We start from the raw sequence: 15,950 nt of genomic DNA, 5'->3' as shown, positions 1-15,950 counted from the left end.
TCTTAAATAAATAAGATTAAGCCATTATTTTAGAAGAACTAAAATATTAGAACCAGTATCTGAATCCTAATTGACCAGCGAATCCGAAGAATGAATCAAAAGCCCAACCGCTTCCGCCATCACCTATATATATACCCAATAATCTAAATCCGCCGCTTCCAACACTAAGAGCATTGATACTAGGAGCTAATTCCACAAATACTTCCCAGTTTTTAGCAAATATAAAAGAGAATCCTATAGGTACTCTTAATGCAGCATTAATATTCCAATACTTGCTTCCAAAGTCAGCACTTAAACCCAAACCAGGTCCTAAATAGAAGTGAATACCAACTGAATCTTGTAACAAAGGAATTTTTAATCCCCACCAATCCATAGTAAATCCGATACCAAAATGCTGATAATTATCAGTAAATAATATTCTTCCTGTTAATCCAAACATTAAAGGAACACCATTAAATTGTCCTGTTAAACCTAAAGAAGCTTGAGCAGGAAAACCACCCATAAATGCAGCACCGATAGCAGCACCATCAGCATATGCAGCTTGTGCTTGGGTAGGAACAGTTGTTATTAATGCTAAAGCAAGAATAACAGATAACACAATTCTTCTTAACATAATACATCTCCATTTATTAGTATAATTTCAATATATATTTTTTGATTAAAAAAGTCAATAGATTTGTAGTTGGTATGATATGAATTGCTTTATGCATATATTGTTTTTATATAAGTTTTTAAGTTTAAAAAAGCTTGGGTGGGTATGCTTTTTCTGTGTGAATATAAAAGATAAACAAAATAAAAAATTCAAATATAATCAAAAAAGTATAAAGGGTGGGGAATGTAAATAGATTTTAATATTTAGTTGTTTTTTTATTTTTTATATAGTAATATTTTTGATAAATTAATAATCTTAGGGGTCTTAAATGAAAAAGCTAGTGTTATATATATTAATTTTTATTTCACTATTTACTAAATCAGCATTTACAGAATTTGAAGCTAGTATATATGTACCTATAGGTATTACTTCCACATTTCCTAATATAGTTGATCCTAAATGGAACTTTGTAAGAAATATTTATATAGATACAACTAAACAAGATATGAGTTTTAATATTGGGGTTACTGGAAATTTTGGGTATAGATTCGATATGAATGAAAATAATGCTATAAGTATATTAACTGAAATAGGATATTCAAGACTTGATTTTGCTTCTACATTTAAAGCTAAGACTGATAACAATAATGAAAACAACAAAATATATGATGCAAGTCAGAATTTAGTTTTTCATACACTCAATATAGGATTAATGCCTAAATATGCTGTTAATCTTACTTCTTTAATTAAAGATTTTAATTCAAACTATGATGGTAAAATGGAGCTTAATATAGGTATAGGTTTTGGAATGAAAATAGCATTGGCTGGTGAATATTATAATACAATGAATAATGATGCTGATGAAAATTATAAAAGTCATTTAGTCGAAAAATATTCATTCAAAGATATAAAAAGAAAATTTGATTATCCGTTTATACCATATATAAAACTTCAAATTGATGATTATTTTTATTTTAATGAAAAGGTAGCATTTTTATTTGGAATAAGCTTAATATATAATTTTGATATATTTTATGATATAGCTAATATGTCTTATGAAGATTATCAAAAAATATATGAAGGATATCCAAGTATTGGAGGCGGTGCTATTGCTTACTATGATAATTATAATATAAAAAAATATGGTTTTTCTAGTTTTGAAATAGCTTTCAATTTAGGTATAAAATTCGGAAATTAATATTGTAGATAATACTATAAAAAAGGTACTTGTTTTTAAATGGCAGGTATCTTTTTTTATAAAGACTATAAATTTAAAAAAGCTTGGGCGGGTGTGATTTTTCTGTGTGAGTATAAAAGATAAACAAAATAAAAAATTCAAATATAATCAACAAAGAATAAAGGGCGGGGAATGTAAATAGATTTTAAATTTTATTTACACTCCCCACCCTCAATATTCAATGCTTAATTTTGAATTTATAGTTTTAATTATATTTATTATTTTTATATAAATTATAGAGCCCACCCTAGTGTTTTTTTAATTTAAAATATAATTAACGCACGCTTAATTTACTATAAAAATAAATACGTTACAAATAAAATAATTTTTATTAAACAAAAAATCTGCTTACCGTGCGTATTTAAAAATCTATATATTATGATAACTATTAATTGAAATTTTATTGTTTTAATATAATATTGTCTAATTAATCTTAATAAAAATCATAAATCATGTTTTTATTTTTAAAAAAGAGGAAAAATATGCAAAACAATATTGATAAAGTTTTAATACTAGATTTCGGCTCTCAGTTTACACAACTTATTACAAGAAGAATAAGAGAATTGAATGTGTATTCAGAAATTCACCCATTTCATGTTTCAATAGATTTTATAAAAGAGTTTAATCCAAAGGCAATAATACTTTCAGGAGGCCCTTCAAGCGTATATGAAGAAGATGCTCCTAAAGTTGATAAGAAGTTATTTGAACTTGGTATACCAATACTAGGAATATGTTATGGTATGCAAATAATAGTTTATTCTATGGGCGGAAAAGTTGAAAGTGCGGATAAAAGAGAATATGGGAAAGCTGAAATTGAAATTACTAATCATGAAAGCATATTTAAATCATTTGGTAAAAACAATATTGTGTGGATGAGTCATGGCGACAGTATTAAATCTATTCCTGAAGGTTTTGAACTTATAGCAAAAACACCTAATACTGAACTTGCTGCTATAGAAAATAAACAAAAAAATATTTATGCTATACAGTTTCACCCTGAAGTAGTTCACACTGAAAACGGAATAAAGATAATAGAAAATTTCTTATTTAATATTTGTAAATGTGAAAGAAATTGGAATATGGGTTCTTTTATAGAATATGAAATAAAAAGAATAAAAGAAACTGTAGGCGATAAAAATGTAATACTTGGGCTTTCTGGCGGGGTGGATTCTTCTGTTGCTGCAGTGCTCATAGAAAAAGCTATAGGAAAGCAGTTAAAATGTATATTTGTTAATAACGGACTATTAAGAAAAGATGAAGATAAAAAGGTTGTTGAAGTATTTAGAGATAATTTCAATATTGATTTAATTTATGTTGATGCTTCAAAGAGATTTTTAGATAAATTAGCAGGAGTTACTGACCCTGAGCAAAAGAGAAAAATAATAGGTCATGAATTTGTAAGCGTATTTAATGATGAAGCTAAAAAGATAGAGAATGTAGGATTTTTAGCACAAGGTACGCTTTATCCTGATGTAATAGAGAGTGTATCTTTAAGAGGAAGTTCTGCAGTTATAAAGAGCCATCATAATGTAGGCGGACTTCCAAAGGACATGAAATTTGAACTTTTAGAGCCGTTTAGAGAATTATTTAAAGATGAAGTAAGAGAGATTGGCTTAGAATTAAAGCTTCCAGAAGATATAGTTTACAGGCAGCCTTTCCCTGGTCCTGGGTTAGCAGTTAGAATACTTGGAGACATCACAGAAGAGAGAGTAAAAATACTTCAAGAGGCTGATGATATAGTTGTAAGCGAGATAAAAAAGGCTGGACTTTACAGAAAATTATGGCAGTCTTTTGCTATACTTCTTCCTGTAAAAAGTGTTGGTGTTATGGGAGACGGTCGTACTTATGAGCAGGTTTGTGCTGTAAGATGTGTTGAGAGTGTTGATGCTATGACAGCTGATTGGGCTAAGATTGATTATAATGTTTTAGGTATAATATCAAACAGAATAATAAATGAAGTTAAAGGTATTAATCGCGTTGTTTATGATATATCTTCAAAACCGCCTGCTACTATAGAATGGGAATAATATAATAGCATGGATGCAAAAGTTAAATCGGTAAAAAATAAAACTATTGATTTTGATATAAATACTAAAGAAGGTAAAGCATATTTAAATAAATGTATTATAGATAATGATGCTTTAAAAGAATACAAAAAAAAAGATATTATAAATAAAACTATAAATGGTGATACCTTTGATGTATTAAAAAAAATAGAAAAAAATATAACTGATTTAATGATAGTTGATCCTCCTTATAATATATCAAAAAACTATCATGGATATAAGTTTAAAGACAGAGATAATTTAAGCTATGATAAATATACTCATCTATGGGTAGAAAGTATTATTCCTATATTAAAAGAAAATGCTACAATATATGTATGCTGCGATTGGAAGTCAAGCCTCGTTATAGGAAATGTGTTAGAAAAATATTTTAAAATACAAAACAGGATTACTTGGCAGAGAGAGAAGGGGAGAGGAGCAAAAAATAATTGGAAAAATGGAATGGAAGACATATGGTTTGCTACTCTTTCAAATAAATACACTTTTAATATAGATAAAGTAAAGATAAGAAGAAAAGTAATAGCTCCATACAAAATAGAAGGAAAACCAAAAGATTGGATAGAGACAGAAGATGGAAATTTTAGAGATACTTGCCCGTCTAATTTTTGGGACGATATATCTATTCCTTATTGGTCAATGCCAGAAAATACAGCACACCCTACACAAAAGCCAGAAAAGTTAATAGCAAAGTTAATATTAGCTAGCTCTAATGAAAATGATTTTGTATTTGACCCATTTTTGGGAAGCGGTACTACTTCTGTTGTAGCTAAGAAATTAGGAAGAAACTACTCAGGCATAGAGCAAAACCCAGCATACTGTGCTTGGGCAGAAAAAAGAATAGAATCTGCTTTGCAAAACAAAGAAATACAGGGCTACACTGATAATATATTCTGGGAGAGAAACACTATGCAGCTTCAAAATAAGCTAAAAAAATAATTGAAAAAATATGACTTTATGTTAAAATTAATTTGGTATTGTTAATATTTTTTTTGATTAAAGGCTCGTTATATGCATGTTGATATAATAAATTACATTAAGGCTGATAATGTCAAAATAATATATAAAAATACTACTTTTCAAGATTTAGTTGCTATATCATCAAAAAATCCTCCAAAACTATTTATCATCACAAATGTAAATAAGAAAATTTTTGGCGTTGTTACATATAATGATTTGTTCGCCGTTTTAGCAAAACAAATGAAAAAAAAGAATATAGGCTGTCTTGCTAATCAAGATATATCAAAACTAGTTACTAAAAATTATATAAAAGTTCCATTTAATACAGATACTAATGATGTGTTTAATATGATGATAGATAAAAAACTAGATTATGCTATTGTTGTTGATGATAAAGATTTTCCTATAGGAATAGTGGATATATATACTTTATATGATATAATCCTTAAATTAAAAATAAGAAATATAAGGCTTAGTGTAGATAATATAGAACTAGAATCATCTATAGAAAAAGATAGATTTATCAAAGAGTTAAAAAAAGAAATAGATATATTAAATGAACAATCAATTATTGACCATATTACTAATTTATACAATATAAGATATTTTTACAAAGTTATAGAAGAGGAAGCTGAGAGGGCTAAGCGTTATAAATATACTATATCTCTTATATTTATGGATTTAGATCATTTTAAAAATGTAAATGATATATATGGTCATGATTGCGGTAATTTGGTTTTGCATGAAATAGGACGTTTATTAACTTCATCATCTGATAACATACTAAGAAGAAGTGATATTTCTTTTAGATACGGAGGCGAAGAGTTTATTATTATTTGTCCTAATACTAATAAAGATGAAGCATTTACTGTTGGAGAGAGAATTAGAAGAACTGTTGAAAATAAAGTTTTTAATTATGAATCTCAAGATATAAAAATTACTATAAGCATAGGCATATCTGAATATAGGCATAATTCAAAAACATCAATATTTCAAAGTGTAAAAGAATCAGACATGGCTATGTATGAGGCTAAACATCAAGGCCGAAATAAAGTAATTATATATGACGAGAGAATGTCTGAAAGAAGGTAGTATATTATAAGGATATATTTATGGAAAGTTTATTTTTACCAAATTATACTATTGGAAGTGATGCATATAATTATATAGATGATATATGTAAAAATTATGGCTCTAATGCTGTTATTATTTCTGGAAAAAAATCTTTAAATGCTTCAAGAGATATTTTATTAAAGAGCTTAAAAAATATAAATGTAACTGCTGAAATTTATTATGGCGGTGTTGCTAGTTATGAGAATGTTGAGATGCTCAAAAATATTAAAGAGATAAAAGAAGCGGATATGGTTTTTGCTGTTGGAGGCGGTCGCTGTGTTGATACAGTAAAAACACTTTGCGATATGATAAATAAGCCTTTATTTACATTTCCTACATTAGCTTCTAATTGTGCAGCTGTTACAAGTTTGTCTGTTATGTATAATAGCGATGATTCTTATAAGAACTTATATACTCAAAAAAGACCTGCTATTCACACTTTTATTAATACTGATATTATATTAAACTCTCCTGAGAGATATTTTATTGCAGGCATGGGAGATGCTTTATCTAAGCAATATGAAACTTTATTTTCTACAAGAAATGAAGTTTTTGATTATAAAAATTTTTTAGGCTATGAAATAATAAAAGAATGTTCTAATGATATAATAAAATATTCTTTAAAAGCTTTTAATGATTTTAAAAACAAAAAGCCTACTGATGATTTTAATAGAGTAGTTTTGCATATAGTGTATACTACAGGACTTACATCTGTTACTATGAGAGATGATTATCATATATCATTGCCTCATGCTGTGTATAATGGACTTACAAGAATAAAGGAGATAGGGGAGAAGTATTTTCATGGAGAGCTTGTCGCTTATGGTATACTTTTGCTTTTAACTATGGATAAAAAATTTGATGAACTTGAAAAAGTTTTTAATTTTAATAAATCTTTATCTCTTCCAACTTCAATAAAGGCAATAGGTATAAAAGATATAAGTTTAGAAAATGAAGAGTTATCAAAAGTTTTAGAAGGGGCATATGTTTCAAAAGATTTGGAGGTTTCTCCTTATCCTATTACTAAAGATATGATAATTAATGCTATGCTAGAGCTTGAAGAGTATAATATAAAAAAAGCATTATAATTTTTGTTTATGTTTAAAAAATAAAAAGCTCTGGAATGATGTTTTTTCCAGAGCTTAATTTTTGTTTAAATTTATTTTTTATTTTAATGTTATAACATAATTCCATTGAGGCTGTGGGTATCTTCCAGTTTTTCCAACAGGCATTCCATTAGAATCTGTTATTTCAGCTTCAGCGTATAATAAATATCTTCCTTTAGGTAAATATTGTCCGCCGCTTAATGGAGATTTTCTTCCTGCAAAATAGAATTGAGTTTGTGCTTGTCCTTCTATAACATATATTTTTGGAAGATAGAATATTAAATCTCTGCTTAAAATATTATAATTATCATCTATTCTTCTAGCATAAAATCTTATTCTAGCAAATTTACCTTGAGGAGGTGTTTTTACAGCCAAAGTTATTAATAATGGCTCACTTCTTGAAGCAACAAATCTGTCATTATAATTTATAATAAAAGAGCTTATATTAACAGCTTGATTATTATTAAATGTTTGATTATTTCCCATATTAGGCTCTACAACTACAGTTCCTGTTGTATCATAAATATATGCTGAACTACCAGAAGAAGGTTTTTTAGTAGGCTCTGGTGCTATATCTGGTATATTGTTATTATTATTAGCTTCATATAAACCATCATCTGTTAATGCTATACCATTATTATTTGTATTTATATTAGTTTCTGTTGTAGTAGGGTCAATAGTTTGATTTGTAGATAAGAAATCTTTTTCTTCTTGAGTAATATCTTCACCAAATATATCATCTATTGTAGTATCTGTTGTTTCTGTTGTATTTGTTTCTGGGAAATCTAGATTTGGCATTCCTTTGCTATTTAATATACTTCTTACAATAAAAAATCCAGCAACTGCTACTATTAATATTAAAAGAATTATTATCACTGGTTTTAATTTAGTTTTGATTTCATTAGGCATAATTATTACTTCCGTTTTTTAAAATTATATGTTAATTAATTCGGATAATAATAAAAATGTTTTATAAAAAAATAATTAAAAGTATATTAATCGCACAATATGTTAATCCCAAAGGAAGCTTTTTAATTCTTTTGATAGGTTAAGACCAGATAGTTTTTTTAATGCTTTTATTTGTATTTGTCTTACTCTCTCTCTTGTGATATTTAATTCTTTTCCTGTATCTTCCAATGTTTTAGGCTCTTTTCCGTAGAGTCCGAATCTTTCTATAATTACAGTTCTTTCTTTTTCGTCTAGGGCTTTTAATGCTTCTGTTAAAGTATCTCTTAAACTTTCCATAAAAGCATCTTGATGAGGTGAAGGGAAGTTTTTATCTTCAATAAAAGAAGTCATATCATTATTATCAGAGTTTTTAAAGAAAGAGTCTACACTAGCAGTTTCTTGTGTGAATACTATTATAGAAGAGAGAGTTTTTCTGTCTATTTTCATTTCTTTAGCTATTTCATCTATTGAAGGCTCTCTTCCAAGCTGCTGAGTGAGGTTTTTAGATATTTGTATACTTTTTTTTATTAATCTTGCTATATGCATTGGGAATCTTATGATATGTCTTTTGCTTGATATTTCTTTAACAATACTTTGCTTTATCCACCACACTCCATAAGTAGAGAATTTAAATCCTTTTCTATATTCAAACCTTTTTACTGCTTCTATTAAACCAATATTTCCTTCATCTATAATATCAATAAAAGGAACACCGCTATTATAATATCTCTTTGCAATACTTATAACTAGCCTTAAATTGGACTTTACTAATTTATGCTGAATAGAATCTATTTCTTTATCAATCTCTTCAATTTCTTTAGAATACTTTTCTTCGTCCTCATCTATTAATTTATTTTTATTCTCTCGGCAAACTTCAAGACGCTGCCATAATTCTAATTCTTCTTCCTTTGTGAGTCTGCGTATTTCACCTATTTGTTTTAGGTATACGCTTACAGGACCTTTGTATTCTTCGTTAATATCTTTTTTCAAGTGTATATTTCCTATCAAAAGAATATAAAAATTTAATATATATAGAATAAAAGATTTTTAAAAATTGTCAAGGTTATAAGTATAAACTTGCTTCTATTCCTATTTTGTTTTCCATGTTTCTGTAGGCATATAATTGTTTTGAACGTGCATATTCGTATTTTACCCCTACAGTTATTCTATATATCTCAAAACCAATGCCTATAGCTATACTTGGAGTCCATTCATTATAAGAGTCTAATATAGTGTAGCTATTATATCCTCTTTTTACAGTATTTATTTCATCTAAATTGGCTGCTAAATATATGCTGCTTATAAAACTAATCTCTCCCCATATAGGAACTCTAAAATCAATACCAGAAAATATACCAAATAAATTAACAAAATTTGATTTTTTAAATCCAGTAATAGCAAAATAACTTCCGCCATAAAATGTAAACCAAGAATATTTGTAATGCAAAGAAAACTGCATTTGCTCAAAACCGCTGTCTCTAAACTCTTCTGTTTCTCTATTATATAGAGTTTCATCTCCAAGTATATCTCCAGAAATATGTGCACATATATGTCTTAAAGGGCTAAATCTAAATCTTAAAGTATCATTGTATATATAGTCAAAAAAAGTTTCTACCTGCATATAAGTACCATACATCAAACTTTGTCCATAATATTGACTAGTACCATTTTTATATTTAGACAAGAAGAAGTGTGTTAAAAATCCAACTCCAATTTTGAATCTATGTATATCCATATATTTAAATGATATAGGTGTTACTTCAGTAGCAAGAGTAGGGTGATAAAAGAAATCAATATTGTCAAAGTTAAAATTAGGGTTTTTGTACATCTCTTTTATATTAAAGATTGTTCCTAATAAAAAACTGCTGTTATAAGCGTTTGGGTCAGCCCAAGAAGAAAAATATCTGTCTGTGTCATAATTTTTAAAAGGATTATAATTCCATTTTAATTTTGTATTTGTTTCGTATGTGTCCATTTTAAATTTTATTGAATTAGTTTCTTGGGCATATATATGTATGCTTAAAATAAATAGTATTATAATAGTGTGTTTCATAAAAATCTCCTCTTTCATTGAACATTGTTCATTTTAGATTATAAAATATTTTTGTCAATAGAATAAAATAAAAAGCTTTAAATTTTTATATTATTATATATAATATATGAGGTTAAAATAAATTATGAAATTGTTATTAAGAGTTTGTATTATATTTTTGGTGTTTGTTGTATCCAAAACCTATTCATTAGAATATAGTTTCTATCCTAAGGAATATATTAAATTTAATAAATCTATCGTTAACATAGAAGATATAGATTATGTAGATTATTCTCAGAGTTTAAAAATATTAGACTTTCCTATGACTAGTAAGGCTGTATGGTTTAATAAAATATTTTTACTAGATGTTGTTTTTGAATTGTATAATATATTAGCATATTCTCCAAATATCAATACCAAAGTTTATTATCTAGCATTTTATAGAACTTTAAAAGAAATAGAAATCTTTGTTTCTAAAAATAGAAAAATCTCTGTGTTTTATCAATATTCAAGCACAATGCAAAATTATTATGACAACATGATTCGAAACCTTTCTATATCATATAATAAATTTAATTTTGACACACATATGTATATTGGTTTTAATTTTTACATTTCCTAAATATTTAATTTTTTTAACAATTAATTATTTTATTTTTCTTTTAAATATTTGTCAATTATAATTATTTATGATATATTATTAGTATTAAAGTTTTTGAATAAAGGTTATAGGTGTCTGATTTAAAAGTATATGAAATAATATCTCTAGATGGTCCTTCGGGTGCTGGTAAAAGTACAGTAGCTAAGTTAGTTGCTAAAAAGTTAGGATATAAATATTTAGATACTGGTGCTATGTATAGGGCTGTAACCTTATTTTTTTAAATAAAAACGTTAATATACAAAATGATAATGAAATCATATCTGCTATCAGCGATTTAAAAATTAGTTTTGACAATAATAACAAAATATACTTAAATGATGTAGATGTTAGTGAAGAGATAAGAAGTATAAAAGTTGTTAATATGGTTTCTAAAGTATCTTCTATCAGTGCAGTTAGAAAAAGTATGGTTTCTTTACAGAGAGCTATTGCTGAAAATGATAATTATGTGGTAGACGGCAGAGATATAGGAAGTGTTGTCTTTCCTCTTGCAAAATATAAGTTTTATATAGATGCTTCTGTTGAGATTAGAGCTAAAAGAAGATATGAAGAAGAAATACAAAAGGGTAAAGATATAACCTTTGAAGAAGTGATTGACAGCATAAAAAAAAGAGATGAGTTTGACTCTAATAGGGAAGATAGTCCCCTAGTAGTACCTAAAGATGCTATTATTATAGATACTACAAATATGACTATAGATGAAGTTGTACAAAAAATCACAGATGTGGTTTTTAATAAAAAATCTAATGAATAATTAGATATTAACCTGATTTTAAGTTCAGGAGGGAGAGGGACGAATATGGAAGATAATAATTTATCAGAACAACAAAATGAATTTCTTAAGGCATTAGAGGAGAGTGACAATAAAACGCACTTTAAACTTGGAAGTGTTGTTAGCGGAAAAATAGTTCAATTCGATGACACTGATGTTTTTATAGATTTTAATTATAAGGTTGAAGGTAAAATAAATAGAAACGAGTTTGATAAAGAGCCTGTTAAAGGTGAAGAGATTGAGGCTGTAATAAAAGGACAAGATAATAATAAAGGTTATGTTATTTTATCTAAGAGAGAGATTGATAAGAGAAAGGCTCAAGATTTAATAGAAGATGCTGTGAAAAATGCTACTCCAATTAATGGTGTTGTTAAAGAGGCTATTAAAGGCGGATTTACTGTTTCTATAATGGGACACAGTGCTTTTTGTCCTTTTTCTCAAATTGATATTTCTAGAGGAATTAAAGAAGCTGATTATATAGGCAAAGAGTTTCAATTTAAGATTATAGACAGAAAAGGAAATAAAGATATTGTTGTTTCTAGAAGAGTTTTACAAGAAGAGACTCAAAATAAAGTAATAGAAGAATATTTATCAAATTTAAAAGAAGGTGATATAGTAGAAGGAAAAGTTAAAAACATAGAGAAATTCGGTGCTTTCATACAATTAACTGAAGGTTTAGACGGTTTCCTTGCTATACCAAATATGTCTTGGGCTAAGATTATTAACCCTAAAAACATTATCACTAAAGGCGAAGAAAGAAAATTCCAAGTTTTATCTGTTGATAAAGAAAAAAGAAAAGTTGATTTAGGTATTAAACAGCTTGAAGGTGACACTTGGTATAAGTTTGTTGAAGAGTATCATGTTGGAGATATAATCAAAGGTGAAGTTACTACTGTTAAAAAGTTTGGTGCTTTTGTAAATGTATATGAAGGCGTTGAAGGTCTTATACATGTTTCTGATTTGAGCTGGAACTCTCATGTTAATAATCCTAATGATTTTGTTAAAGTTGGTGCTTATTTAGAATGTAAAATTCTTGATATGAATGTACCTGAGAGAAAATTAACTTTAGGCTTAAAACAAGTTAAAGATAATCCTTGGGACAGTGCTGAGAGAGATTTCCCTGTTAAGAGTTCTGTAAAATGTAAAGTAAAAAGAATATTCAAAGACTTTGCTGTATTTGAACTTCCTAATGGTCTTGAGGGTATATGTGATATTAGCGATTTTGATTGGATGAACAATACTGTTAATATTAAAGACTATATAAAAGAAAATGAAGAAGTTGAAATGGTTATTATGTCTATAGATAGAGATAAGCAGAGAATTAAGCTTAGCTATAAACATACTAAAGAAAGTCCTTGGAGAGTATTTGACAAGGCTCATCCTCATGGCTCTATAGTTAATGGTACTGTTAAGGCTATTATAGATTCTGGTGTTATAGTATCTTTAGAAAATGATTTAGAAGGATATATGCATATTTCTCAAATAGATTTACCTAAAGGAGAAACTTTAGAAAGTGTACTTAAAGTTGGAGAGAGTTATCCTTTTGTTGTAAGAGAAGTTAATCAGGTAAAAAGAAGAATATCTCTTTCTAGAAGAGAGTATATGGAAGCTGAAAACAAAAAAGAAACTCAAAGCTATATTTCTAAAGAAGAGCCTACTTCTTTAACTTATAATCCTTTCGATAATATTAAAAATTAATTTATATAATTATAATTCTAAAATCATAAGTATTATTATGGTTTTAGAATTATTTTTTTTATTATCATCAAATATAAATTGACAAATAATTGCTTATATCATAATATTAATTATTGTATTTATGTATAAGTTTTTTTTCTTTATTATTTTTATTTTATCAATATGCTCATGTTCCAAAAATGAGATTAACAATAGTGATAAAAATAATATAATACAAAATAAAAAAATAGAAAAAATAATCTCTCTCTCTCCTGGAGTTACTGATATATTAATTGATTTGAATATGGCCAATAAAATAATAGCTGCTGACACTTTTTCTAAAGACATTCTCGAAAAAAATAATATGAATGTTTCTAATGTTTTTGATATGTTAAACCCTGATGCAGAAAAAATTATTTCACTTGACTCTGATATTATATTTATAAACAATCTCACAGCATTTTATACTAAAAACTCTCTTCTTTCATTGTCTAATCCTACAATTATAACAATTACAAACAGTGAAACACTAAAGGGTATAGAAGATGATATATATTTTTTGGGAAAAGTATTAAATGCTGATGATAGGGCTAAAGAAGTTGTTTCTAATATGCGTACAAAAATAAAAGAAATAAAAGATATAGGAGATACTATCACAAACAAAAAAACTGTTTATTTTGAAATATCTGCTCTTCCTAATTTATATAGTTTTGGTTCTAATGTTTATTTAGATGATATTATTAATATTATAGGTGCTAAGAATATTTTTTCTAATAGAAATGAATGGATAAGTATATCTGAAGAAGATGTTGTATATTTAAATCCTGATATAATTTTTACTAGTGTTGATTATGTAAATAACCCAGTAGCAGAAATAACAAATAGGGCTGCTTGGAAAGATATTAATGCTGTAAAAACAAGTAAAGTATTTTTTGTAGAAGGTACATCTCTTCCAACGCATAATATAGTCTCTTCTATAATATTAATGGCTAAATATATTTACCCAGAAGAATATAAGGATATTAAATAAATATTATGATAAAAAAAATAATAATAATCTTTATTTTACTTATATTATCTATTATAACATCAATATGTATAGGAAGTGTTTTTATTTCACCTAAAGAAGTAGTGTCTATTATATTATATAAATTATTTAATTTGGGCTTTGTTGAAAATATAAATAAAATAAATATAGTTTTTAATATAAGACTTCCGCATATTATTTTATCATTATTTGTTGGTGCTTCTTTATCTATGACAGGCATTGTTATGCAGTCTATATTAAAGAACAGTTTAGCTTCTGTATATAATTTGGGTATATCTTCTGGGGCTGGTTTTGGGGTGAGTTTAATTATAATTAGCGGTATATATTTTAACTATTACTTTTTTATAATTTCTTCTGTTCTTTTTGGTTTTATTACTATATTATTTATACTTTTTATTTCAAGAAAAATAGATAAAGATATAAGCAGTAATTCTATAATACTTGCGGGAGTTGTTATATCATTATTTTTTAGCTCTATTATGAGTTTTTTTGCCTATGCTTTTCCTAAATATTCTAATCAGATAATATTTTGGCAGTTGGGTAATTTATTTGTTAGGAATTATTTTGATATTTTTATTATAATATTATTAACTATAATATTTCTTATTGTATTAATAAAAAATGCTAATATTTTAGACATTATTACTTTTGGTGATAAAGAGACTTTTCTTCTTGGAGTTAACCCTAAAAAGGCTAGAATACTATTTGTATTATTATCTTCTTTGATTACTGGTGTTTTAGTTGCTTTTGTGGGGGTGATTGGATTTGTAGATTTAATATCGCCTCATATTGCAAGGCGTCTTTTTGGTGCTAAGCATATTATAGTGATTCCTATGAGTGCTTTAATTGGGGCTTTGATTTTAAATATTGCTGATATATTTTCAAGAATTATTATTTCTGGTGCTAATATTCCAATAGGTATAGTTACGGCTATTATAGGAGCTCCTTTCTTTTTGTATGTTTTTATTAAAAATTAGGGTTTATTTATGAAAAAAATTATAGAAGTGAAAAATCTTTATATTTCTTACAATAATATAAACATATTAAAAGATATTAGTTTTGAAGTTTTTAGCAATGATATTTTATGCATAATAGGAGCAAATGGCTCTGGGAAGAGTAGTTTATTAAATGCTTTATGTAATTTAGTAGATTTTAAAGGTGATATACTTATAAATAATCAAAAAAATTATAATGAGTTATATAAAAAAATAGCTATGATGAGTCAGGTGTATAATATATATTTTGGATACACTGTTTATGATACTGTGATGATGGGGAGATATCTTAATTTCAAAGATAGGCTTTTGTCCTTACCCAGCAAAGAGGATAAAGATTTTGTTTTGCATTGTTTAGAGAAACTAAAAATATTACATTTAAAAGATAAACTTATAACCGAGATTTCTGGAGGGGAGCTTCAGAGGGTATTTTTGGCACGTATTTTTGCAAAAGAGCCTGATATTATAATTTTAGATGAGCCTACTAATCATTTGGATTTGAATATACAATTAGATTTAATAAATGACTTAAAACAATGGGTATTAGAAAATGAAAACAGATGTATTGTTGCTGTGCTTCATGATTTAAATAGTGCTTTATATTTTGCAAATAAAATACTAATATTAAAAGATTCTTCATTATATTATTATGGTTTAGTTAGAGATTTTGATATTAATTTAATTGATAAATTGTATGATGCTGATATATCTAAGTATATGCATGACTTTTTAAATATATGGAACTAGTT

14 protein-coding genes and 1 pseudogene are annotated in these 15,950 nt (G+C 26.8%); 11 read left to right on the top strand and 4 right to left on the bottom strand.

Annotated elements, in window-relative coordinates; genetic code table 11:
• Positions 1 to 46: 46 nt before the first annotated feature.
• A complete protein-coding gene (locus BPP43_RS03445) occupies positions 47 to 613 on the bottom strand; it encodes a hypothetical protein (protein WP_014933049.1) in 567 nt (188 codons plus the stop codon).
• Positions 614 to 920: 307 nt separating this feature from the next.
• On the opposite strand from BPP43_RS03445, the gene BPP43_RS03440 reads away from it, so the two are divergent.
• The 5 genes from BPP43_RS03440 to BPP43_RS03420 all read left to right on the top strand — a co-directional run bounded on the left by BPP43_RS03440 (position 921) and on the right by BPP43_RS03420 (position 7,053).
• Positions 921 to 1,790: a hypothetical protein gene (locus tag BPP43_RS03440; protein WP_015274171.1), complete on the top strand. Its 870-nt coding sequence runs from the start codon at positions 921 to 923 to the stop codon at positions 1,788 to 1,790.
• 521 nt (positions 1,791 to 2,311) lie between these two features.
• A complete protein-coding gene (gene guaA / locus BPP43_RS03435) occupies positions 2,312 to 3,856 on the top strand; it encodes a glutamine-hydrolyzing GMP synthase (protein ID WP_013245153.1) in 1,545 nt (514 codons plus the stop codon).
• A gap of 9 nt (positions 3,857 to 3,865) precedes the next feature.
• The gene (locus tag BPP43_RS03430) at positions 3,866 to 4,831 is read left to right on the top strand and encodes a DNA-methyltransferase (protein WP_015274170.1); all 966 of its coding nucleotides are present in this window, start codon (positions 3,866 to 3,868) and stop codon (positions 4,829 to 4,831) included.
• Between the two features lie 72 nt (positions 4,832 to 4,903).
• On the top strand, positions 4,904 to 5,944 hold the full coding sequence (locus BPP43_RS03425; RefSeq protein WP_015274169.1) for a diguanylate cyclase: 1,041 nt from the start codon (positions 4,904 to 4,906) through the stop codon (positions 5,942 to 5,944).
• 20 nt (positions 5,945 to 5,964) lie between these two features.
• Positions 5,965 to 7,053 carry an iron-containing alcohol dehydrogenase family protein gene (locus BPP43_RS03420; RefSeq protein WP_014933063.1) on the top strand — a complete coding sequence of 363 codons (1,089 nt, stop codon included), beginning with the start codon at positions 5,965 to 5,967 and terminating at the stop codon, positions 7,051 to 7,053.
• 78 nt (positions 7,054 to 7,131) lie between these two features.
• On the opposite strand, the gene BPP43_RS03415 is transcribed toward BPP43_RS03420, so the two are convergent.
• The 3 genes from BPP43_RS03415 to BPP43_RS03405 all read right to left on the bottom strand — a co-directional run bounded on the left by BPP43_RS03415 (position 7,132) and on the right by BPP43_RS03405 (position 10,072).
• Positions 7,132 to 7,980, bottom strand: a complete 849-nt coding sequence (locus BPP43_RS03415) for a hypothetical protein (RefSeq protein WP_013245157.1) — start codon at positions 7,978 to 7,980, stop codon at positions 7,132 to 7,134.
• 102 nt (positions 7,981 to 8,082) lie between these two features.
• Complete coding sequence (locus BPP43_RS03410) at positions 8,083 to 9,009, bottom strand: sigma-70 family RNA polymerase sigma factor (protein WP_014933065.1); 927 nt, start codon at positions 9,007 to 9,009, stop codon at positions 8,083 to 8,085.
• A gap of 73 nt (positions 9,010 to 9,082) precedes the next feature.
• Positions 9,083 to 10,072, bottom strand: a complete 990-nt coding sequence (locus BPP43_RS03405; protein WP_014933066.1) for a hypothetical protein — start codon at positions 10,070 to 10,072, stop codon at positions 9,083 to 9,085.
• Positions 10,073 to 10,196: 124 nt separating this feature from the next.
• Here BPP43_RS03405 and BPP43_RS03400 point away from each other — a divergent pair, with 124 nt between their 5' ends.
• The 6 genes and pseudogenes from BPP43_RS03400 (at position 10,197) to BPP43_RS03375 (ending at position 15,948) form a co-directional block, all read left to right on the top strand.
• Positions 10,197 to 10,673, top strand: coding sequence for a hypothetical protein (locus BPP43_RS03400; RefSeq protein ID WP_013245160.1), 477 nt, complete (start codon positions 10,197 to 10,199; stop codon positions 10,671 to 10,673).
• A gap of 110 nt (positions 10,674 to 10,783) precedes the next feature.
• Positions 10,784 to 11,463 (top strand): annotated as a pseudogene (gene cmk, locus BPP43_RS03395) ((d)CMP kinase).
• Positions 11,464 to 11,508: 45 nt separating this feature from the next.
• Positions 11,509 to 13,179: a S1 RNA-binding domain-containing protein gene (locus BPP43_RS03390; protein ID WP_014933068.1), complete on the top strand. Its 1,671-nt coding sequence runs from the start codon at positions 11,509 to 11,511 to the stop codon at positions 13,177 to 13,179.
• Between the two features lie 121 nt (positions 13,180 to 13,300).
• Positions 13,301 to 14,188, top strand: a complete 888-nt coding sequence (locus BPP43_RS03385; RefSeq protein ID WP_015274168.1) for an ABC transporter substrate-binding protein — start codon at positions 13,301 to 13,303, stop codon at positions 14,186 to 14,188.
• A 5-nt stretch (positions 14,189 to 14,193) separates the two neighbouring features.
• A complete protein-coding gene (locus BPP43_RS03380) occupies positions 14,194 to 15,183 on the top strand; it encodes a FecCD family ABC transporter permease (RefSeq protein WP_015274167.1) in 990 nt (329 codons plus the stop codon).
• Positions 15,184 to 15,192: 9 nt separating this feature from the next.
• Positions 15,193 to 15,948, top strand: a complete 756-nt coding sequence (locus tag BPP43_RS03375; RefSeq protein WP_015274166.1) for an ABC transporter ATP-binding protein — start codon at positions 15,193 to 15,195, stop codon at positions 15,946 to 15,948.
• Positions 15,949 to 15,950: the final 2 nt, after the last annotated feature.

The organism is Brachyspira pilosicoli P43/6/78, assembly GCF_000325665.1.
GTDB classification, from domain to species: Bacteria; Spirochaetota; Brachyspiria; order Brachyspirales; family Brachyspiraceae; genus Brachyspira; species Brachyspira pilosicoli.
This window is presented reverse-complemented; position numbering and strand designations above follow the sequence as displayed.

Excerpts from the sequence above, each read along its gene's own strand:
- BPP43_RS03390 (WP_014933068.1), top strand. The coding sequence starts at position 11,509 with ATGGAAGATAATAATTTATCAGAACAACAAAATGAATTTCTTAAGGCA.
- BPP43_RS03380 (WP_015274167.1), top strand. The coding sequence starts at position 14,194 with ATGATAAAAAAAATAATAATAATCTTTATTTTACTTATATTATCTATT.
- BPP43_RS03445 (WP_014933049.1), bottom strand. The coding sequence starts at position 613 with ATGTTAAGAAGAATTGTGTTATCTGTTATTCTTGCTTTAGCATTAATA.
- BPP43_RS03430 (WP_015274170.1), top strand. The coding sequence starts at position 3,866 with ATGGATGCAAAAGTTAAATCGGTAAAAAATAAAACTATTGATTTTGAT.
- BPP43_RS03440 (WP_015274171.1), top strand. The coding sequence starts at position 921 with ATGAAAAAGCTAGTGTTATATATATTAATTTTTATTTCACTATTTACT.
- BPP43_RS03420 (WP_014933063.1), top strand. The coding sequence starts at position 5,965 with ATGGAAAGTTTATTTTTACCAAATTATACTATTGGAAGTGATGCATAT.
- BPP43_RS03375 (WP_015274166.1), top strand. The coding sequence starts at position 15,193 with ATGAAAAAAATTATAGAAGTGAAAAATCTTTATATTTCTTACAATAAT.
- BPP43_RS03400 (WP_013245160.1), top strand. The coding sequence starts at position 10,197 with ATGAAATTGTTATTAAGAGTTTGTATTATATTTTTGGTGTTTGTTGTA.
- BPP43_RS03415 (WP_013245157.1), bottom strand. The coding sequence starts at position 7,980 with ATGCCTAATGAAATCAAAACTAAATTAAAACCAGTGATAATAATTCTT.
- guaA (WP_013245153.1), top strand. The coding sequence starts at position 2,312 with ATGCAAAACAATATTGATAAAGTTTTAATACTAGATTTCGGCTCTCAG.
- BPP43_RS03425 (WP_015274169.1), top strand. The coding sequence starts at position 4,904 with ATGCATGTTGATATAATAAATTACATTAAGGCTGATAATGTCAAAATA.
- BPP43_RS03405 (WP_014933066.1), bottom strand. The coding sequence starts at position 10,072 with ATGAAACACACTATTATAATACTATTTATTTTAAGCATACATATATAT.
- BPP43_RS03385 (WP_015274168.1), top strand. The coding sequence starts at position 13,301 with ATGTATAAGTTTTTTTTCTTTATTATTTTTATTTTATCAATATGCTCA.